The following is a 19,667-nucleotide window of genomic DNA, read 5'->3' on the forward strand; positions in this document are numbered from 1 at the left end:
GCGAACTGCCGCCCGCTTCGCTCGATAACGCTTTAGTTGCTGTTGATCACGAAACGTAGCGACTTGCTGCCGGTGAAGGTCACCTCGTCACCGTGCCGCCGCCAGCCCGTCATGTCGCCGAGCGCCGCCAGCAGATCCTTGTCGGCCTGCGCCCGCTCCGGCGTGCAGGTGCGGTTCTCCATCGCGCCGGGAACGAAGACGATGGTATTGCCGGCCACCGAGAACTGGCCCTTGCCGCCGTCGCACCACAGCTCGAGGATCACCTCGCCATTGTCGCCGACCTCGATCGAGGGAATCCGCTTGGAGCCCGGCATGCGCGCGGCGTCGAGCGTCATCACGAAGCCGAACGGGAACTCCTCCTCGGCCCGCGCCGGCCCCGCGCCGAGAGCCGCGGCAACCAGCGCCAACGCGGCGATGCCGCCGTTCAAACCTCGCCTCATCGAAACCATGCCAATCCTCGAAATGCGACGCGCAACTGCGGGCCCCTTCTATGGGAGCAGAACGCGATTGGCCAGATTGGCAACGCCGGAAAATGTGCTTGAAAAGCAAATCCCCGCGAGCTGTCCGCTCGCGGGGATTCCTGGTTCGCCAAATGCGTCGTGGCGCTATTTCAGCACCAGCATCGTGAACGGATAGACATAGGCCTGCAGGGTCACGAACAGACCGACCAGACACGCCAGCACGATCGAGTGCAGGAACACGTAGCGCAGGATCGAGCCCTCGTGGCCGTACCAGTTGGTCGCGGTCGAGGCGACCACGATCGATTGCGCGTCGATCATCTTGCCCATCACGCCGCCCGAGGAGTTCGCCGCCGCCATCAGGATCGGCGACAGGCCGAGCTGCTCGGAGGTGATCTTCTGCAGATTGCCGAACAGCACGTTCGACGCGGTATCCGATCCGGTCAGCGCCACGCCCAGCCAGCCGAGCAAGGTGCCGAAGAAGGGATAGAGCACGCCGGTCGCCGCGAAGGCGAGGCCGAGCGTGGCGTCGACGCCGGACAGCCGGGTCAGCGTGCCGATCGCCAGCATCGCCGAGATCGTGATCAGCGAGATCGCGCAGATGCGGATGGTGCGGCCATACTCGGCGATCAGCTTGAGCGGCGAGAAGCCCATCAACAGACCCGAGATGATCGCGGCGATCAGCATGCCGGTGCCGGTGAACGACAGGTAGGTGAAGCCGAACACGGCGCCTTCCGGCGTCGGCTTGGCGGCCACCGGCGGCACCTTGAAGATCAGCTTGTCGAGCTCGGGGACCGGATAGTTCCAGACGAAGTTGGCGTTCGCCCAGGCCTTGAAGGCACCGTTGCCCCAGATCAGCATCAGGATGCAGACGATGATCCACGGCAGCAGCGCGCTCCACATTTCGCCCTGGGTCAGCGGCGTCTTGTCGAGCGGAGGTGCGGCGGCCATCGTCGCCGCCGATTCATCGCGGCCGCGCAGCGCCGGCGACAGCCAGAGCTGCCGCGGCTGCCAGACCTTCAGGAACAAGATCAGGGCGCCCATCGAAATCAGCGAGGCGCCGATGTCGACAATCCAGGGATTGATGTAGTTCGAGATCACGAATTGCGGGACCGCAAACGACACGCCGGTGACCAGGATCGCTGGCCATACCTCCTTCATGCCGCGCCAGCCGGCAAACGCCCACACCACCCAGAACGGCACGATCAGCGAGAACAGCGGCAGCTGCCGGCCGACCATCGCGCCGAGGATGTAGGGGTCGAGCCCGGTGACCGAGGCGAGGCCCTGGATCGGCGTGCCGAGCGCACCGTAGGCAACGGGTGCCGTGTTGGCGATCAGCGACAGGCCGGACGCAGCGAGCGGCGAGAAGCCGAGCCCGATCAGCACCGCGCCGGTGATCGCGACCGGCGTGCCGAACCCGGAGGCGCCCTCGAAGAAGGCGCCGAACGAGAACGCGATCAACAGCAGCTGCAACCGCCGGTCCTCGGTGACGCCGCCGACCGCGCGCTTGAGCAGCTCGAACTTCCCGCACCTCACCGTGACCTGGTAGAGGAAGATGACGTTGAGCACGATCCAGCCGATCGGGAAGAACCCGGTGATCACGCCGAGCAGGGTGGCGCGGATCGACATGTTGGCCGGCATGGTGAAGACGAAGATCGTGATCAGGTTGGTCACGATCACGGCGATGATGGCCGCAATGTGCGCCTTCACCTTGCCGCTGGCGATCAGCACCAGCAGCGTGACCACGGGAATGGCGGCCGCGACCGTCGACAGCGCCGCATTGCCCAGCGGGTTGTAGATTTGATTCCAGGTGTTCATCTCGGGATCCTTCCCACATTATTATGCAGCGCGCCGGCCTGCATGTGGGCAGGCGCGACTGGTGCGATTGCGGGAGTCCGTCGGAAAATCTGCAGCCCCGGCTCGCGAATGAACGATCGGTAAGGATCGCTCACATCCTCGCGAAAAATCGAAGGTCCCCCGCCCCTCGCCGTTGTCCTCATGCTAGGATTGACTCGATTGCCGGGACAAGCCAACGCTTGCATGCCAGAACTACGACTTTAGTCGAGGACTACCCCGATTGTCCCGATTCTTCAGGCCTTTGCGGCCCCTTCCCCGGAGACGATAATCTGTGAACAACATTCGCTCGACGCTCGCGACGGTGTGGCGCATCGCCTCGCCTTATTTCAACTCCGAGGACAAATGGGCCGGCCGGGGGCTGCTTGCGGCGGTCATCGCGATCGAACTGGCGATCGTGGGCATCAACGTTCTGATCACGCAGTGGAACAACCGCTTCTACAACGCGCTGCAGGAACGCAATTGGGATTCCTTCGTCAGCGAGATCATCTATTTCTGCGTCGTCGTCGCGTTCTTCATCCTGCTGGCGGTCTACCAGCTCTACCTCAATCAATGGCTGCAGATCCGCTGGCGGCAATGGATGACCACACACTATCTTGGGGACTGGCTGCATCAGGCCAATCACTACAGGATGCAGCTCCAGGGCGACGCTGCCGACAACCCCGACCAGCGCATGACCGACGACGTCAAGCTGTTCGTCGATCGCACGCTCACGCTCGGCCTCGGCCTGTTGAGCTCGGTCGTCACGCTGGCGTCCTTTCTCACCCTGCTGTGGGGCCTTTCCAATGAGGCGCCGCTGCACCTGTTCGGCACGGAATATTCAATTCCCGGCTACCTTGTCTGGTGCGCGCTGATCTACTCGGTGCTCGGCACCGTGCTGACCCATCTGATCGGCTGGCCGCTGGTCGGCATCGATTTCAAGCAGCAGCAATATGAAGCCGATTTCCGCTTCAACCTGGTGCGCGTGCGGGAAAACTCCGAGCAGATCGCGCTGCTGCAGGGCGAACCGGCCGAGCGCGAGCGCCTGCGCGTTCGCTTCGGACGCGTGGTGGAGAACTGGATCGCCCTCATGAACCGGACCAAGAAGATCACCGCGTTCACGGCGAGCTATAATCAGGCCTCGGTGATCTTCCCTTATGTGCTGGTGGCGCCGGCCTACTTTGCGCAAAAGATCCAGCTCGGCGGCATGATGCAGACCGCATCGGCGTTTTCGAACGTCCAGGGCGCGTTCTCGTACTTCGTCAGCATCTATCGTCAACTGGCCGAATGGCAGGCCGTGGTGAACCGGCTCGATGGATTCGAGGCAGGGATCGCGGCGGCATCAAACCTCGCCAAGCGCGACGACCGAATTCATGTCACGGCGACGCCGGGCGACGGCGCCGTCAGCCTAGAAAACCTAGTGCTGCGGCTGCCGGACGGCACGCCGCTGCTGAACGCGGACCGGTTCGGCTTCCGCAAGGGCGAGCGCACGCTGATGACCGGCCCCTCCGGCGCCGGCAAGTCGACGCTATTCCGCGCGATCGCCGGCATCTGGCCGTTCGGCGACGGCGCGGTCGAGATCCCGGCCAATGCCAGCCTGATGATGCTGCCGCAACGTCCCTATCTGCCGATCGGCTCGCTGCATGACGCCGTCGTCTATCCGGGCGAGGCCAGGCAATTCGATGCGGGACGGGTCCGCGAGGTTCTCACCGCCGTCGGGCTGCCGCAGCTTGCGTCGCGGCTCGAGGAACAGGCGCACTGGAACCGGATGCTGTCGCTCGGCGAGCAGCAGCGGCTCGGCATCGCACGGGCGCTGCTGCATGCGCCGCAATTCCTGTTCCTGGACGAGGCGACGGCCTCGCTCGACGAGCCGGCGGAAGCTGCGCTGTACAGGCTGATTGCCGAAAGGTTGCCCGGCACCACGGTGGTTTCGATCGGCCACCGCTCGACGCTCGACACCTTCCATCAGCGCAATGTCACGCTGGTCCGCGACGGCGACCGCTTCATCCTGCGCGACGCGGTCAAGGTCGCCGCGTCGTAAACGGCATTAGGGGTCAGCCGCGGCCACGGCTTGCCGCTGACCCCGGCGGGGGCAGCCCACAGGTCTCGCGAGCGCCTTTAGCTATTGTCCGCCTTGTGCCGATCAGACCTGGCCGGCCAAAAACAAAAGGGCGGCAGATTGCTCTGCCGCCCCTCGATCCCCGGAGGAGAGATTACTTCAGGTTGGACATCGCGGTCAGGTCGACCGAGAGCTTGGCGATGCCGGCCGCGCCGCACCAGTTGGAGCTCGTGCCACCCGGATTGATCGGGGTGACGGCAGTGGTTCCGCCCGCGGTGAAGTCGCTGGTGAAGGCGCTGCAATCACCCTTCGACATGTCGGTGTCGGAGTAGCGCAGATCGAGCGTGAACACCTTGTAGGTGAAGCCGATGCCGATGTTCCAGGTGTTGTAGTCGGCATACTTGATGCCGTTCGGAAACGCCGGGACGCCGTAGAAGCTGTCGGAGGTGCCGAGCCACTGCCGGCCGAACTCACCCGACACGTACATGCCGACGCCGCTGCTGCCGAACACGGTGCTCGGCGCAGTGTACTTGCCGATGATCGAGGAGTAGTTGCCCCAGGCGCCGGTGTTGAGGAAGTTCGGCGAGTAGTATTCGTTGATGGTGAACGCCCAGTTGTCGTTGATGGTCCAGGTCGCCTTGCCATAGACTTCGAAGAACGAGACGTCCTTCTTCATGACGGCGAGGTTGGTGAGGGTGTTGGCCTGGCAGTCGGCGCTCAGCGGATTGCCGGCGAAGTCGGCCACCGCACCGCCGCCGTAGTAGCAGGTCCCGCCCGGATACAGGTAACCCCAGACACCGATGTCGAAGGCGAAGGCGCCGAAGGTCGGGCGGATACCGCCGTAGACGTCGACTTCAGCCGCGGCGCGGTTGGCGAAGGAGATGCTTTCGGTCGACGTACCGACGTAGAGCTGCAGGTCCTTGCTGACGTTGTAGCGCGGCTCGAAATAGGCGGTGACCGACGGATTGTGGTTGGACTGGGTGACGCCGCGGAAGATGTAGTCGCTCATGATGCCGGCGCCAAAGGCGATGTCCCAAGGATCGAAGGGAGCCGGCGGCGGCGCCTTGACGGCCTTCACCGCCATGTCAGCTGCCATTGCCGAGCTCGAAATCATTGCTAGCGCCGTTGCTAACAAAGCCAGTTTCTTCATGACGATCCCCATCTACCTGTTCAGACAGCCCAGCTCCGGTGGCGCCCCAGGGCGCGCGATAACGGACTGCAACTAAATCGCGTGTGGCCAATCTGAGGCTCATGCACGGTACCGTGAAGCCAAAAAGACATGCATGTGCCGCCTTTTTAGGCGTTCTAGCCATCTTGCCGCATGTTGACTTGCGGGTGTTGCATTTGCACCACAATACCGCTGCTCTCGCACCGGTTGAACGTGTCCATCCGGACCGGGAAACGGCAACAGCCGGCTCGGCGGGAGAGCATCGGCGCGAATCGCCGTGCCCGTAAAAGCACGGATTGTCGTCGCACCTACGGAAGAAGCCGCAGCGTGGCGCGCTGCGGCTTCGATCAGTTGAACCTCGGCAATGTGGCAGCGGCCTAGAGCATTTTTGGTTCTGATTGAATCAGAACCGAAGCTCTAGATTCTTGTTTTGACGCGTTTTCTTCACGCGAACCGGTGCCCACTTCGCTCGAAAACGCTCTAGTGGTGCTCGCCCCCGTCGGCCGACCCGGCAATCCAGCCCGGCGCCGGTTCGTGGCTCGGTGTGGCCCAGCTCGGCGCCGGCTGCGGCTCGGGCGCCGGAGGTGCTGCGACCGGAGCGGCCGGCTTCGGCGCGGCAGCCTTCTTCGGAGCAGCGGCCTTCTTCGGCGCGCTCTTCTTGGCAGCGGCTTTCTTCGCAGCCTTCTTCGGCGCAGCCTTCTTGGCGGCTTTCTTTGCCGTTTTCTTTGCAGCTTTCTTGGCCGACTTCTTCGCCGATTTCTTTGCAGCCTTCTTGGCGGATTTCTTCGCAGCCTTCTTGGCCGACTTCTTCGCGGACCTCTTCTTCGCCGCTACCACCTTCTTGGCCTTTTTGGCCTTCTTGCTTTTCTTCGCCTTCTTCGACTTCGCCATCGTGGTCCTCCTGTTGCCGCTATCTGAGTCCACCGGGCGTATTGAAGTGATCGCTTGCCGGACGTTGGCTGCACCTCGAAGAGAGGCACCCTCCACTTCGCTTGTCGGGCATGATGGCCGCGCGATCGCTTCGCGTCTGTGGCAAGGAAGCGCCGGTCCTTCACGTTGCGTCAGGGCAAGGCTGAGGTCCGGATCATGCTCGAGTGGCAGTCGATCAATTCAATCCTGGCCGGGGACCTCCTGTCGCCCAATCGAGAAGCTCAATCGTGTGCACCACAGGAACTGACGTACCGCCGGCAATCTGAACCATGCAGCCAATATTGCCCGCAGCGATCATGTCCGGTTTGACAAGCGCAATATTGGCGACCTTGCGATCGCGCAATCTGCTCGCAATGTCGGGCTGGAGAATGTTGTAGGTCCCCGCCGAACCGCAACACAAATGGCTCTCGGGCACATCTTTCACCACGAATCCATTCTTGGAAAGCAATTCTTTCGGAAGTTGAGTGATTTTCTGTCCATGCTGCAACGAACAAGCGGAGTGATAGGCGACGGTGACGTCGCCTATCTGTGTTGAAGGCGCGAGCTCGAGGCCAGCGAGATACTCGGTGATATCCTTTGCCAGCGCCGAGATTCGCTTGGCCGGCTCCGCGAATGTTTTGTCCTCGCGCAGCAGGTAGCCGTAGTCTTTGACAACTGTCCCACAGCCCGAGGTCGTCACCAGGATGGCGTCGAGCCCGTTCTGGTCCGCTTCCCTTTGCCACACCGTGATGTTGGCCCGCGCGCGCGCCAGCGCGTCGCCTTCCTGTCCCATGTGATGGGTCAACGCGCCGCAGCATTGCTCGTCCTTGACCAGCACCACCTCGACGCCGTGCCTGGTCAGGACATTGATCGCGGCCTGATTGATGCGTGGCGCCAGCACCTGCTGGGCGCAGCCCTGCAGCAGCGCGACCCGGCCGCGCCGCCGGCCGATCGGCGCAAACACGGTTCCCGCAGCCGGCCCCGGTTGCGGCAGGCCGCGCGGCGCGAGCGCCAGCATCGCCTTGATCCGCCGCAGCAGACCCGGGCTCGACGCACCGACCGATGGCGTCGGCAGCAATGCGGCGAACGGACGGGCGAGCCCGGCCAGGATCATGCTGATCCGGAATAGGCCCGGCCGCGGCAGCACGAGGGCGAGTACCCACCGCAGCAGCCGCTCGGTCAGCGGTCTCTGGTAATCCCGCTCGATCCGGACCCGGGCCTGGTCGACGAGGTGCATGTAGTTCACGCCCGACGGACAGGTGGTCATGCAGGCGAGGCACGACAGGCAGCGGTCGATATGCTTGACCACGTCGGCCGTCGGCGGCTTGTCTTTCTCCAGCATCTCCTTGATCAGGTAGATGCGGCCGCGCGGGCTATCGAGCTCGTCGCCGAGCAGCACATAGGTCGGGCAGGTCGCGGTGCAGAAGCCGCAATGCACGCAGGCGCGCAGGATCTTGTCGGCTTCCTTGATGTCGGGATCGGCAAGCTGCGCCAGGGAAAACTCGGTCTTCATGCAGCCCCGCCTCGCATCATCCGGCCGCGGTTGAGGACGGACCTCGGATCGAAGCTCGCCCGGACCCGTTCACCGAGCGCGGCAAGCCCGGCCGCCTGCGGCTGGAACACATCGACCGCCCGGCGCACATCCTCGGTGGCGCGGATCAGGGTGGCGTGTCCGCCAATCGCCTCGACCTGGCCGCGGACCAGCGTGGCCTGGGCGTCGGCGCCCGGCGGCACCGCGGCCCAGATCAGCCCCCCGCCCCAGTCGTAGATCACGTCGCCGCCGGTGGCGCGCGACAACGCCTGGCCCAGCGCGCCGCCAGAGGCCGGCGGGCAAACGATACGCCACACCGGCCAGGCCCCGAGCGCGCCGTTCGCCGCGAACGGCACCACGTCGCGCAGCGCACTCCAGATTGCGGCCGACCCGTCGTCGGCGAGGCTGTCGACCGTTCCATAGGACGAGAGCGTCTGGCTCAGCGAGGCCGCCCGATGTGCCGCCGACGCCGAAATCCCCTCGAGCCGCACCAGCGTGACCGGCTGGCCTGAGGCTGCAAGGCCGGCCAGCGCGCCGCCCCCGGTCCGCAACGCCGAACCCGGCAGATGCGCGGCGCCGGAGACGTCGAAGGGCGAACCCAGCGCCGCCGTCATCGCCTTGTTGGCGGTGATGTCGTCGAGCCCGCGCAGCAGCAGCGTCCGCTCGGCTTCCGGCTTCGGCATGACCTTAAGCGTGACCTCGGTCATGACCGCGAGCGTGCCCCAGGAGCCGGTCAGCAGCTTGCAGAGATCGTAGCCGGTGACGTTCTTCACCACCCGCCCGCCGGTCTTGAAGCTGTCACCGAACCCGGACACCGCGTGCGCCCCAAGCAGATGATCCCTGATACCGCCGGCCTTGATGCGGCGGGGACCAGCCAGTCCGGCGCCGATCATGCCTCCGATCGTGCCGGCGCCCGCGGTGCAGAGCAGCACCGAAATGTCCATCGGCTCGAAGGCGAATTGCTGGTTCTTGGCGTCGATCAGGGATTGCACGTCGGCGAGCGGCGCGCCGGCCTGCACGGTGATGATCAGCTCGTTCGGCTCATAGGAGGTGACCGCATTCAGCGCCGAGACGTCGAGCAGCGCATTGGTCGCCATCGGATGGCCGATGGCGCGCTTCGATCCATGTCCAATGACCTCAAGCGGCTGCTCGCTGGCGACCGCCGCGCGCACCACTTCCTCGACGTCTTTTGCGTCTCTGACCTTGAGCGTATCCACGCCATAGCCGGTAGCCAAATTCGGCTCCGAAATCAAATGCGCGCGCCGAACAAATTTCTGAATGCGAGGAGTCCGGCGTCGGTGATTTCGACGGAGCGGCCCTGCGGCCGGCGCCGGATCCAGTCCCGTTGCAATGCAAGGTCGGCAACCGCAGCCCCCGCCCGCCCGGCCAGATGCGGACGCCGCTCGCTCCAGTCGAGACAGGGCCGGCACAAGATCCGCCGGCTCCGCGCCGGCGAACGCAGGTCGATGCCGAGATCGCCGAGAAAAGCACGGCCGCAAGCAGTCAGCTCGCCGGCCTCATGGTCGAGATTGAGATGGCCGCGATCCCGCATCGCGTCGGTGACGGCGACGCCGAGCTCGCCGGCAAGGTGGTCGTAGCAGGTCCGAGCCCGGTGCATCTCGGGATCGATGCGCGGCGGCGGCCGGGACGGCTGCGGATCGATCGCGGCAACCGTCATCATGCCCTCGAGCATCTGCGCAACCAGCGGCGTAGCCAGCCGGTAGAAGCGGCGCGGACCACGCCGCTCGACCTTGAGCAGCGCCCGCTCGACCATGCGCGAAAGGTGCCAGCTCGCGGTCTGGGGCGTCACGCCCGCGACCAGCGCCAGTTCGCTCGCAGTCTGCGGGCGTCCGTCCATCAGCCGCGACAGGATGCTGGCACGGCCGGGATCGGCGATCAGCCCGGCGAGTTCGGCAAGCTCCGGTGCGATGGTCTGCATGGCCGGCTCCGCATCGATCGAAATATGCCTCTTGCGCTTGTCGCACGTCATGCCGCTGCAACGCTTCGATCATGATCGAAATGTTCACGACATCGACAATTCGACCATCACCGAACTGGGACGCCGAACGATCGACTATCTCTCGCGTTGCGGTTCGGCCGGCAGGACGCTTGGCGCGAATCATCTGGAGGCGAACATGAAACGTTCGGAAGTTTCGACCACGACGATGATCCTCACCCGACGATCGGCCATCGGCTCGTTCGCGATCATGGCGATCGCCGGCGTCTCGCCCTGGGCCGGATCGCAAGCTCGATCGGAGCACAGCAACGGAGGAATGCCAATGAAGCACTATGCGATGAGCACGAGAACCATCAGCGACGCGATCAACACGTCAGGCCTTCTGGTTGTGGCGCAATGGGAAGCCAAGGAGGGACAGGCCGATAAGGTCGCGGAAATCCTCGACGGCTTCCTGCCCGAGGCGCAGAAGGACCCCGGCACCAAGCTGTTCCTGATCGGCCGCGGCAAGGATAATCCGGCGCAATTCCTGTTCTACGAATTGTTCCAGGACGAAGCCGCGTTCAAGGCACACCAGGACAGCGCGGCTTTCAAGACCTACATCGCGGAGCAGGCGCTGCCGCTGCTCGCCAAGCGCGAGCGGTCGCAATACGCGCTGCTGTGAAGAAAAGCGCGGCGGGGAGGATGCTAGAGCGTTTTCGAGCGAAGTGGACCCGGTTCGCGTGAAGAAAACGCGTCAAAACAAGAAGCGAGAGCTTCGGTTCTGATTCAATCAGAACCGAAGCTCGTCCTTCCCGCCGGCGCGGGTCAGATCGACGCGCCGCTGTTGCCGAGCGTTGCGCGCAAGCCGGCCCGCTCGGGCGGCCTGCGCCAGAAGCCGACGATCGAGATCCGCGACAGCACCGCCGCCTCGAGGCTCTCGACCTGGGTTCGGAGCCGAAGCGCGCGTTTCTCGACGAGATGCCAGGACACGACGGCGACTCCGAAGGCGAGCGGCAGGCTGATCAGGAGGTTCAGATACCAGTGCTGGACCGGCGGGCCGAAGGTGGCGACGCATTGCTGGATGACGAAACCGTAGAGATAAAGCCCGTAGGAGTAATCGCCTGACGACACGATCCAGCTCCGCCGCGGATTCATCAGGCCGAGATAGCATGCGACATAGGCGGCCGGCACGGGAGCCAGCGCGTCACCGCGCCCGGTCGCCATGCCGGCGGCGCACAGCACCAGCGCCAGCAGGCACAGCGTGCGGTTGAACGGCACCTTATCGCGCCAGAGGTAGAAGCCGACGCCGGCAAGGAAGCAGAACACCAGAAGGTGCGGGCGAAGCTGGATCGGCACCTCGTCCCAGCGCCAGATGTCGTAGACGATGAGCCCGATCTGGGCGATCACCATGAACCCGAGGAACGCCACCCGGTTGAAGCAAATCGTGAGCACGGCGAGCAGCGCCAGGATGACGTAGCACCACAGCTCGTACGGCACGGTCCAGAGCTGGGCGTTCACCAGATCGGGCAGCGGATTGTGCAGGAATACGCCCGGCAGCTCGTAATGGATGTCGCCGACGATATTGAGAAAATAGGCGTGGAATTTCGGATCGGCGACATATTGCGCCAACGGCAGCGCGGTGAAGACCGAACCGATGATGATTGCCGATAGCGTGGTTTCGACCGCGAGCGCCGGTCCGATCCGCAGCACGCGCAGGCCGAGGAAGGAAATCAGGCTCTTGCACCGGAGCAGGCTTGCGGTCACCAGGAAGCCGCTCAACGCAAAGAACAGCGCAAGGATCATTGCGACGCCGATGCGCAGCGTGCTCTGGATTTCCAGCGCGCGGCCGAGCCCGAGCGTCACGTTCGTGCTGTGCAGGCCAATGATCGACGCCGCCAGCGCGATCCGCATGTAGTCGAAACCCGCGGGCCGATTGCGCGAAAGCGCCAGCTGATCGGCCAGGCTGGGCATCGATGTGCTCCCGAAGACGTGCATCTGCGGAAAATACCGAGCAACAGTCTAAGGCCGTGTAAATGGGTCCGCGCTGTAATTGCAGCGACGCACGGGCGCCGGCCACCGCGCAAGGATCGGTTAAGGTTATCGGCCGGCTAGGGCGATCTGTCGAATTGTATCGACCGGCCCTCGCGCGTTGGTGGCTCTGGGCGCACGCTCACGCATGTTGGCCTCGGGGCCAATAGCTGACGTGGCTCCTGATGCCCTGGAAGCAGACTTGTTATCGTCATTCGGCAACCATTGATTTGATCGCGGCTCCGCCGGGAGAAACCACCACGATGCACATCAAACTGACAGCCATCGCGCTGCTCGCGATCATCGCGCCGGGACAGGCGGGTGCTGCCATGCTCACGGACGCCGAGGCGACGTTCCTCGACCAGCTCGCGACCGCAGCCGCGGTGCTCGAACAACGATGCACCGGCTATGAGGCCAATGGTGCCGGCGGCGTTCAGACGGGCGCCAGACTTCTCGGCAGCCCCGACGCCGCGATGGCCATGATCAATGCGTTCGACGCGGCGATCAAGGCTCACGACGGCAATGACTACGATCCGCGCAAATTCCGCCCCGAGGTGTCCGAAGCGGCCGGCAAGACTTTCAAGCGAGTCCGGGCGGCGTTGATCACAGACCCGGAAGGGGCCTGCGCCGCCTATGGCGATAGCGGCGCGGCGTCGGGGCTACTCAGACGGTACTAAAGCGCGATGAGATTGGGTTGAATCGTCATCGCGCTTTAGCTCTTTGTTTGACCATGATCTCCGCGCAAACGCGTTCCGCGTTTGTCGCGAGGGAAAACCGCTTCGCACTTTTCCGGATCATGCTCTAGTGTGCTGAAGGCGAAGTTCGTGCGATTTCGCGGCAGCCACTTTCACGAACTTCGCATTCATAAAGCACACTAGAATCAGAAGTTTGCTAGTGTCCTTATCGAATCCGAAGTTCGCTCCGAAGGTGCGGCAAATGATGCGAACTTCGGATTCGGGACACTAGAACCGCGGGATATCCGGGAAGGCCAGCTTGCCGGCGTGGACATGGACACGGCCGAGCTCGGCGCAGCGGTGCAGGGTCGGAAACACCTTGCCGGGGTTGAGCAGACCCTCGGCATCGAAGGCGCATTTCAGCCGCTGCTGCTGGTTGAGGTCGATCTCGGTGAACATGTCCGGCATCAGGTCGCGCTTCTCGATGCCGACGCCGTGCTCGCCGGTGAGCACGCCGCCGAGCTCGACGCAGCAGCGCAGGATGTCGGCGCCGAACGCCTCCGCCTTCTCGATCTCGCCCGGCTTGTTGGCATCGTAGAGGATCAAGGGGTGCAGATTGCCGTCGCCGGCGTGGAACACATTGGCGACGCCGAGGCCGTATTTCTCCGAGAGGTCGCGGATCCGCGCCAGGGCCTTCGGCAAGGCGCCGCGCGGGATGGTGCCGTCCATGCAGAGGTAGTCCGGCGAGATGCGCCCGACCGCGGGGAACGCCGCCTTGCGGCCGGCCCAGAACAGATTGCGCTCGGCCTCCGAGGTCGAGATCTGGCAGGAGGTCGAGCCGCAGCCTTGCGCGATCGCCTCGACCCGCTCGATCAGCTCGTCGACCTCGACCTGAGGGCCGTCGAGCTCGATGATCAACAGCGCCTCGACGTCCAGCGGATAGCCGGCGTGAACGAATGCCTCCGCGGCGTGGATCGCGGGCTTGTCCATCATCTCCATGCCGCCCGGGATGATGCCGGCGCCGATGATCCGCGCGACGCATTCGCCGGCCGCCTCGACCTCGGCGAAGCCGACCATCAGCGCACGCGCCGTCTCCGGCTTCTGCAGGATGCGCACGGTGATCTCGGTGATGACGCCGAGCAACCCTTCCGAGCCGGTGATAATTCCCATCAAATCATAGCCGGCATTCTCGGCCGACTTGCCGCCGATGCGCAGGATCTCGCCACTCATCAGCACGATCTCGCAGCCGAGCACGTTGTTGGTGGTCATGCCGTATTTCAGGCAGTGCACGCCGCCGGAATTTTCCGCGACATTGCCGCCGATCGAGCAGGCGATCTGCGACGACGGATCGGGCGCGTAATAAAAGCCGGCATGCGCGACCGCCTGGCTGATCGCGAGGTTGGTGACGCCGGGCTCGGTGACCACGACGCGGTTGTCGAAGTCGATCTCGCGAATCCGCTTGAACTTGCCGAGCCCGAGCAGCACGCCATCGGCAAGCGGCAGCGCGCCGCCGGACAGCGAGGTGCCGGAGCCGCGCGGCACCACCTTGATGCCCTGGCCCTGGCAATATTTGAGCACCTTCGACACCTGCTCGGTGGTATCGGGCAGCACCACGACCATCGGCGGCTGCCGATAGGCGGTCAGGCCGTCGGATTCATAGGCCAGCATCTCGGCGGCGCTGTCGATCACGCCCTCGCCCGGGACGATTGCGCGCAAGGCGGCCACGATTTCGGCGCGGCGAGCGAGGACGGCCTGGTCGGCCGCCGGCATCATGATGGACATCGTTGTTCCCTCGGCTGGGCTTTTGCCCTTCGCCGATTTGTTACGACAAATCAATCACGTCTGCACCTGTTTCAGTGCACCGGCCGAAGGTCGGATTGCCCCACCCCGCAATGGCGAGTTCTCTCTCGGACAAGCGGGCGGCCGCGAAACCTGTCAAAGTTTCGTGGCTTGTCCTGTCCAAGCCGGACATGCCACAAACGATCACTACCTCCCGGGACGAAACGAAGAGAACCCCATGAACCTAAAGACCTTGAGCGCGCTGGCGGTCGTCACATCGCTGGCTTCCGCATCCTCCGCGCTGGCGCAGGATGCCGCCGCCGGCAAGACCTCGTTCAATAAATGCCTCGCCTGCCACGCAATCGGCGAAGGCGCCAAGAACAAGGTCGGCCCCGAGCTCAACGGCCTCGACGGCCGCCATTCCGGCTCCGCGCCCGACTACAATTATTCCGATGCCAACAAGAATTCCGGCATCACCTGGAACAAGGAAACCTTCCTCGAATACATCAAGGACCCGAAGGCCAAGATCCCCGGCACCAAGATGGCATTCGCCGGCATCAAGAACGAGAACGAGGCCAACAACCTCTGGGCCTACGTCTCCTCGTTCGACAAGGACGGCAAGCAGAAGTAATCGGCGGTATCGGTCGCGCCGCCCGCCCGGCGCCTATGCCGGGGCGGACGTTAGAACGGGGATGGCCTTTCTTCGAAACGCTATCCCCTTTCAGCGCGGCAACAGATTGGTCTTGGCGAGATCGACCACCTCGTCGCCGCGGCCGCTCATCACCGCGCGCAGCACCCACAGGCTGAATCCCTTCACCTGCTCCAGCGTAATGGTCGGCGGCATCGACAGCTCCTGCGTCGCGGTCACGACGTCGAGCACCGCCGGGCCGTCATGCGCGAGCACGTCGCGGATCGCGCCCTCGAGCTCGCCGGGATCCTCCACCCTGACGCCGTGAATGCCCATGGCGCGGGCCATCGCCGCAAAATCCGGATTCTTCAGATCGACCCCGGTCTCGATGAAGCCGGCGGCCTTCATCTCCAGCGCGACGAAGCCGAGCACGCTGTTGTTGAAGATCACGACCTTCACCGGCAGCTTGGCCTGGGTCAGCGTGATCAAATCGCCCATCAGCATGGCGAAGCCGCCATCGCCGGACATCGACACCACCTGCCGTCCGGGCTGCGCCGCCTGCGCGCCGATCGCATGCGCCATCGCATTGGCCATCGAGCCATGGACCCAGGAGCCCACCAGACGGCGGCGGCCGTTCATTTTCAGATAACGCGCGGCCCAGATCGTCGGCGTGCCGACGTCGGCGGTGAACACCGCATCCTCGCTCGCCTGCTCGCTGAGCAGGCGCGCCAGATATTGCGGATGGATCGGCTTCTGGCCCGGCTTGCCGCGGGCGAGATCGTCGAGCCCGGCGCGGGCGTCCTTGTAATGCGCGAGGCTGGCATCGAGATGCTTGCGGTCGGTCTTCACATGGAGCTTCGGCAGCAGCGCGGCGATGGTCTCGCCGACCTCGCCGACGATGCCGAGATCGAGCTTGCAGCGGCGGCCGAGATTTTCGGGGCGGATATCGACCTGCGCGATGTTGATGCCGGTCGGGAAGAACTGCTTGTAGGGAAAATCGGTGCCCAGCATCAGCAGCACGTCGCAGCCGTGCATGGCGGCATAGCCGGAGGAAAAGCCGATGAAGCCGGTCATGCCGACGTCGTAGGGGTTGTCGTATTCGACATATTCCTTGCCGCCGAGCGCGTGCACGATCGGGCTCTTCAGCGTCTCGGCAAGCTTGATCAAGCCGTCATGCGCGCCGGCGCAGCCGCGGCCGCAGAACAGCGTGACACGTCGCGCGCCGTTGAGCAGTGCCGCCAGCGCGTTCAACTCGGTGTCGGCCGGACGCACCACCGGCGCCGGCGGCAGCAAGCCGGCATTCGGCGCGATGTCGCGCTTCGGCGCCGTCCGCATCGCGACGTCGCCCGGCAGCACCAATACGGCGACGCCGCGCTTGCCGACCGCGGCGCGGATCGCGTTCTCCAGCATGTAGGGCAGTTGCGCCGGATCCGACACCAGTTCGCAATAATGGCTGCATTCGCGAAACAGGTCCTGCGGATGCGTCTCCTGGAAATATCCGCCGCCGATCTCGGCCGACGGGATCTGCGCCGCGATCGCCAGCACCGGCGTGCGGCTGCGATGCGCGTCGAACAGGCCGTTGATGAGATGCAGATTGCCCGGACCGCAAGAGCCCGCGCACACCGCGAGCGCGCCCGTGATCTGGGATTCGGCGGCGGCGGCGAACGCGGCCACCTCCTCGTGACGCACATGCAGCCAATCGATCGTGCCGCGCTTGCGCAACGCCTCGGTCAGGCCGTTGAGGCTGTCGCCGACGACACCGTAGATGCGTTTGACGCCGGCCTGGGCAAGGGTTTCAGCGATGAGGTCGGCAATGTTGTCGATCCGCATGAGAGGTGTCCTTTGCTGCAATCCGAAACCGCGTGGGCTGCATGATGTTCGGCGCCACGCGGCGGCGCAAGCCTTGCCGGATCACATTCGCGCGGCGCAAAGGCGCGGCAGCTATTGCGCCGTCACCGCGTCCCGCACCATCAGGCCGGCCATCGTCTCGATCTCGGACGCCACGAGATCGGGCACGACGTACTGCACCATGTGGCCTGTGTCCGGCAGCACGGTCAGCTTCGCGTTCGGCGCCGATGCGGCGAGCGGCCGCGAGTGGATGCCGGTCGAGACCGTCTTGTCGACGTCGCCCGAAATGATTGACAGCGGCGCCCTGATCTCGGCATAGCGCGGGGCCTGTTCGACAACGGCCGCCTTCAGCGTGACGAGGTCGCGCGCATTGGCGATGAACTCGCGCGGACGCAGCAGGAGCAACGACTGGCTGTCGCGGACGAAATCAGCCGGCACCGGCTGCGGCGCGAACACGCCGCGCGTAGCCGAATTGGCGACGAGGAAACCGAGCGGCAGCGTGATCGTGTGCGCAAGCAATGGTCCGATCAAAGGTGTCGAGATCGCATCATTGTAGCGTCCGGCGCCGCCGCGCCACGGATAGGCGACAGGGGCGAGCAGCACGAGGCCGGCGACGCGGTCCGGATGATCCAGCGCAATGCGCAAGGCGAGTGCGCCGGCCCAGGAATGCGCCACCACGATCGCCCGCTCGACGCCGAGCCTGGTCAGCGCCTCCACGATCATCCGGGCCTGGATCGCGGGCGTCGAATCCGCGACGCGCGCGCGGGTGCTCCAGCCGTGACCCGGCCGATCGATCAGGATCACCCGGCGCGCTTTGGCAACGCGATCGCCGAGCGGCTGCATCGCGCGGAGATTGGAGCTTGCACCATGCAGCATCACGACCGGCGGCCCGACCGCATCGCGCGGGCCGAGTTCGACCACATGCAGCCGCGCCCCGGCCACATCGATCATTCGCCCCTGCGGCGGGAAGGCCCGCTGGATCAGCAGGGCGCCGAGCTGTGTCACCAGCGCCAGGGCCAGCCCTGCGGCCGCCAGCGCAATGATTGCGGTCAACATCGAGGGGATCCGAAAGGTCTTAGGCACCTGATTGGGCACCTGACAATTACGACGAAGCCGAAATCAGGTTTCGCGCGGATGTGCCCCCTGCCAGGGCATGCTCTTGTTCGGAAAGCCAATTGTCGATTATCCGGCTCGCGCCCCGGCGCGGAGTTGTCCACAATGCGCCCAGCCTGTGGATAGCGGGTTCATACCTGCGTCATTAGTCATTTCATAGATTGGCGGTGGCAATTTCGCCATCAGACGCGAGGCTTCATCGAAACCGGGACGCCATTGGAACGCTTCCTGGTTTGTACACGGTATCCACAGGAACCGGCGTCCGCATGACGAGTTCAACGGGAAGTAATCGGAGGAGTACCATGATTTCCGACCCTAGCGATGCGGCCATCGATCAGATCGTGGCGAGCTGCAATGGCGACCTGCGCGGCGCCCTGAAGGCACTGTTGCTGGTGAATGAGCACTTGGAGGCGGAGCTTCAGCAATTCTATGCTGCCGTAGCCCAGGATACCGCGTCCCGCGGCAAGTTCTTGCACTAGCCTCCTGCGCCGGACCGGACCGCGAGCAAGCATCAAGCTCGCGAGCAACGTGCCCATTCGCGGCCAACGCCCCACGATCGCGATCAATCGCACGCAATCAGATATCGCGGCCTTCGACCTTTTCGGTCAGCTGCTTGACGATCTGCGGCACCTTCTCGAGGTAGGGATCGACAGCCAGCGCCTTGCGGAAGGCGTCGAGCGCACGCTTGTCGTCGCCCATGTCCTGCATGATCATGCCGACGCCCGCCAGCGCGCCGAAATGGCGGGGTTCGCGGGTCAGCACCTGCTGCAGGTCTCCAAGCGAACGAACGTAATCGTTCTTCAAGTAGTAGATCGTCGCACGCCGGTTCCAGGCCTCGACATAGTCGGGCCGGAGCTTGATCACCGCGTCCAGCAGCTTCAGCGCGACATCGACATTCTGGGCGTCGATTGCCGCCTTGGCACGCACCATCAACAGCGCCGCGGTATCGCTCGGGGTTTGCAGCCACAGCGCCCAGATCCGCGCCTCGACATGGCGGGCACTGTCCTCGTCGGGCGCGGCCTTCAGCGCGCCGAACAGGAAATCCAGCCCGCGGGCCCGGTCGGCCGGCACCTTCGGCAGCTTGGTCGGAGCTTCAGGTAGTTTTTTCTGGGCCCTGGGCGGCGGGACCACCCGCGGATCGTCCTGCGCGACGGCCGCAACGGGCATGGCCAGAAGCGCGGCAATCAGGATCGCCAGCCGGCGGTTGGTGGGCCCCAGGAACTTCAATCCGAGCTTTAATCCCATCGCCGAAGTCTAGACGCACAACGCCGCGCTGCAAAGCAGCGCGGCGTCAAAGACCTGTGAAGGAAGGATCGGAATCGGCCGGCGATCCGGGCGGGATCAGCCTTGTCGATCAGATTTGGCGTATCAACCCTGGCGCGCCTTGAAGCGGCGCTGGACCTTGTTGATCACATAGACGCGGCCCTTGCGGCGAACCAGACGGTTGTTGCGATGGCGGCCGCGCAGCGACTTGAGCGAGTTACGGACCTTCATGGGACAATCCTGTTACTTCGAAAGGCCCGTGTTGGAGGCCGTACCTGATCAATGCCAATAATTGGCAAAATGGGATTTATCCCGACAAGCGGCCTGCCGCCCGGGACGGCCGGGTTCTAAGCCATCGGACCGTTAAATGTCAACCGAGATGGGCCGATTTTCGGGCCTGTCCCGGCCGGGAACCCGCGCCAGGCACCGCGCCACGCCAT

The 19,667-nt window shown here is 64.5% G+C and carries 18 protein-coding genes; 5 read left to right on the forward strand and 13 right to left on the reverse strand.

Going from position 1 to position 19,667, the window contains the following annotated elements; translation table 11 throughout:
- Positions 1–32: 32 nt before the first annotated feature.
- Together J2R80_RS43080 and J2R80_RS43085 are read right to left on the reverse strand one after the other, a co-directional pair.
- The gene (locus tag J2R80_RS43080; RefSeq protein WP_076827544.1) at positions 33–449 is read right to left on the reverse strand and encodes an META domain-containing protein; all 417 of its coding nucleotides are present in this window, start codon (positions 447–449) and stop codon (positions 33–35) included.
- A 156-nt stretch (positions 450–605) separates the two neighbouring features.
- Positions 606–2,276 (reverse strand): L-lactate permease, encoded by a 1,671-nt coding sequence (locus J2R80_RS43085; RefSeq protein WP_038380167.1) that lies wholly within the window; start codon positions 2,274–2,276, stop codon positions 606–608.
- Between the two features lie 310 nt (positions 2,277–2,586).
- Here J2R80_RS43085 and J2R80_RS43090 point away from each other — a divergent pair, with 310 nt between their 5' ends.
- Positions 2,587–4,332, forward strand: coding sequence for an ABC transporter ATP-binding protein/permease (locus tag J2R80_RS43090; protein ID WP_057018098.1), 1,746 nt, complete (start codon positions 2,587–2,589; stop codon positions 4,330–4,332).
- Positions 4,333–4,504: 172 nt separating this feature from the next.
- Here J2R80_RS43090 and J2R80_RS43095 read toward each other — a convergent pair whose 3' ends face one another.
- From J2R80_RS43095 to J2R80_RS43115, 5 genes are all read right to left on the reverse strand, one after another.
- Entirely contained in the window at positions 4,505–5,500 is a 996-nt protein-coding gene (locus J2R80_RS43095) for a TorF family putative porin (RefSeq protein WP_057018099.1), read from the reverse strand.
- Positions 5,501–5,998: 498 nt separating this feature from the next.
- Positions 5,999–6,409, reverse strand: a complete 411-nt coding sequence (locus tag J2R80_RS43100) for a histone (protein ID WP_076827546.1) — start codon at positions 6,407–6,409, stop codon at positions 5,999–6,001.
- Positions 6,410–6,623: 214 nt separating this feature from the next.
- Positions 6,624–7,940, reverse strand: coding sequence for a glycolate oxidase subunit GlcF (gene glcF, locus J2R80_RS43105; protein ID WP_253640921.1), 1,317 nt, complete (start codon positions 7,938–7,940; stop codon positions 6,624–6,626).
- The gene (locus J2R80_RS43110; RefSeq protein WP_253590512.1) at positions 7,937–9,175 is read right to left on the reverse strand and encodes an FAD-binding protein; all 1,239 of its coding nucleotides are present in this window, start codon (positions 9,173–9,175) and stop codon (positions 7,937–7,939) included. Before J2R80_RS43110 ends, glcF begins: the two co-directional genes overlap by 4 nt.
- A 32-nt stretch (positions 9,176–9,207) precedes the next feature.
- Positions 9,208–9,897, reverse strand: a complete 690-nt coding sequence (locus J2R80_RS43115; RefSeq protein WP_253588103.1) for a helix-turn-helix transcriptional regulator — start codon at positions 9,895–9,897, stop codon at positions 9,208–9,210.
- 196 nt (positions 9,898–10,093) lie between these two features.
- Between J2R80_RS43115 and J2R80_RS43120 the strand changes: the two genes are divergently transcribed.
- A complete protein-coding gene (locus J2R80_RS43120; protein ID WP_225162242.1) occupies positions 10,094–10,576 on the forward strand; it encodes a putative quinol monooxygenase in 483 nt (160 codons plus the stop codon).
- Positions 10,577–10,719: 143 nt separating this feature from the next.
- Here J2R80_RS43120 and J2R80_RS43125 read toward each other — a convergent pair whose 3' ends face one another.
- Positions 10,720–11,865 (reverse strand): acyltransferase, encoded by a 1,146-nt coding sequence (locus J2R80_RS43125; protein WP_233475491.1) that lies wholly within the window; start codon positions 11,863–11,865, stop codon positions 10,720–10,722.
- Between the two features lie 320 nt (positions 11,866–12,185).
- Here J2R80_RS43125 and J2R80_RS43130 point away from each other — a divergent pair, with 320 nt between their 5' ends.
- On the forward strand, positions 12,186–12,599 hold the full coding sequence (locus J2R80_RS43130) for a hypothetical protein (protein ID WP_229193424.1): 414 nt from the start codon (positions 12,186–12,188) through the stop codon (positions 12,597–12,599).
- Between the two features lie 285 nt (positions 12,600–12,884).
- Here the strand turns inward: J2R80_RS43130 and J2R80_RS43135 are convergent, their stop codons facing one another.
- Complete coding sequence (locus J2R80_RS43135) at positions 12,885–14,378, reverse strand: FAD-linked oxidase C-terminal domain-containing protein (protein ID WP_057018105.1); 1,494 nt, start codon at positions 14,376–14,378, stop codon at positions 12,885–12,887.
- Between the two features lie 235 nt (positions 14,379–14,613).
- Between J2R80_RS43135 and cycA the strand changes: the two genes are divergently transcribed.
- Complete coding sequence (gene cycA / locus J2R80_RS43140) at positions 14,614–15,006, forward strand: cytochrome c-550 CycA (protein ID WP_018269764.1); 393 nt, start codon at positions 14,614–14,616, stop codon at positions 15,004–15,006.
- A 90-nt stretch (positions 15,007–15,096) separates the two neighbouring features.
- Here the strand turns inward: cycA and poxB are convergent, their stop codons facing one another.
- Positions 15,097–16,833, reverse strand: a complete 1,737-nt coding sequence (poxB, locus tag J2R80_RS43145) for a ubiquinone-dependent pyruvate dehydrogenase (protein WP_057018106.1) — start codon at positions 16,831–16,833, stop codon at positions 15,097–15,099.
- A 111-nt stretch (positions 16,834–16,944) separates the two neighbouring features.
- A complete protein-coding gene (locus J2R80_RS43150) occupies positions 16,945–17,907 on the reverse strand; it encodes an alpha/beta fold hydrolase (RefSeq protein WP_057018107.1) in 963 nt (320 codons plus the stop codon).
- A 359-nt stretch (positions 17,908–18,266) separates the two neighbouring features.
- On the opposite strand from J2R80_RS43150, the gene J2R80_RS43155 reads away from it, so the two are divergent.
- Positions 18,267–18,443: a hypothetical protein gene (locus J2R80_RS43155; RefSeq protein ID WP_018269760.1), complete on the forward strand. Its 177-nt coding sequence runs from the start codon at positions 18,267–18,269 to the stop codon at positions 18,441–18,443.
- Positions 18,444–18,540: 97 nt separating this feature from the next.
- On the opposite strand, the gene J2R80_RS43160 is transcribed toward J2R80_RS43155, so the two are convergent.
- Positions 18,541–19,209, reverse strand: coding sequence for a tetratricopeptide repeat protein (locus tag J2R80_RS43160; protein ID WP_253588104.1), 669 nt, complete (start codon positions 19,207–19,209; stop codon positions 18,541–18,543).
- 123 nt (positions 19,210–19,332) lie between these two features.
- A complete protein-coding gene (ykgO, locus tag J2R80_RS43165; protein WP_002718645.1) occupies positions 19,333–19,458 on the reverse strand; it encodes a type B 50S ribosomal protein L36 in 126 nt (41 codons plus the stop codon).
- Positions 19,459–19,667 lie beyond the last annotated feature (209 nt).

Origin of the sequence: Bradyrhizobium sp. USDA 4541 (genome assembly GCF_024171085.1) — a bacterium.
Lineage (GTDB): Bacteria > Pseudomonadota > Alphaproteobacteria > Rhizobiales > Xanthobacteraceae > Bradyrhizobium > Bradyrhizobium australafricanum.

Coding starts and splice junctions, on each gene's coding strand:
- cycA (WP_018269764.1), top strand. CDS start 14,614: ATGAACCTAAAGACCTTGAGCGCGCTGGCGGTCGTCACATCGCTGGCT.
- J2R80_RS43115 (WP_253588103.1), bottom strand. CDS start 9,897: ATGCAGACCATCGCACCGGAGCTTGCCGAACTCGCCGGGCTGATCGCC.
- J2R80_RS43095 (WP_057018099.1), bottom strand. CDS start 5,500: ATGAAGAAACTGGCTTTGTTAGCAACGGCGCTAGCAATGATTTCGAGC.
- J2R80_RS43160 (WP_253588104.1), bottom strand. CDS start 19,209: ATGGGATTAAAGCTCGGATTGAAGTTCCTGGGGCCCACCAACCGCCGG.
- J2R80_RS43125 (WP_233475491.1), bottom strand. CDS start 11,865: ATGCCCAGCCTGGCCGATCAGCTGGCGCTTTCGCGCAATCGGCCCGCG.
- glcF (WP_253640921.1), bottom strand. CDS start 7,940: ATGAAGACCGAGTTTTCCCTGGCGCAGCTTGCCGATCCCGACATCAAG.
- J2R80_RS43155 (WP_018269760.1), top strand. CDS start 18,267: ATGATTTCCGACCCTAGCGATGCGGCCATCGATCAGATCGTGGCGAGC.
- ykgO (WP_002718645.1), bottom strand. CDS start 19,458: ATGAAGGTCCGTAACTCGCTCAAGTCGCTGCGCGGCCGCCATCGCAAC.
- J2R80_RS43135 (WP_057018105.1), bottom strand. CDS start 14,378: ATGTCCATCATGATGCCGGCGGCCGACCAGGCCGTCCTCGCTCGCCGC.
- J2R80_RS43130 (WP_229193424.1), top strand. CDS start 12,186: ATGCACATCAAACTGACAGCCATCGCGCTGCTCGCGATCATCGCGCCG.
- J2R80_RS43150 (WP_057018107.1), bottom strand. CDS start 17,907: ATGTTGACCGCAATCATTGCGCTGGCGGCCGCAGGGCTGGCCCTGGCG.
- J2R80_RS43100 (WP_076827546.1), bottom strand. CDS start 6,409: ATGGCGAAGTCGAAGAAGGCGAAGAAAAGCAAGAAGGCCAAAAAGGCC.
- J2R80_RS43080 (WP_076827544.1), bottom strand. CDS start 449: ATGGTTTCGATGAGGCGAGGTTTGAACGGCGGCATCGCCGCGTTGGCG.
- J2R80_RS43085 (WP_038380167.1), bottom strand. CDS start 2,276: ATGAACACCTGGAATCAAATCTACAACCCGCTGGGCAATGCGGCGCTG.
- poxB (WP_057018106.1), bottom strand. CDS start 16,833: ATGCGGATCGACAACATTGCCGACCTCATCGCTGAAACCCTTGCCCAG.
- J2R80_RS43120 (WP_225162242.1), top strand. CDS start 10,094: ATGAAACGTTCGGAAGTTTCGACCACGACGATGATCCTCACCCGACGA.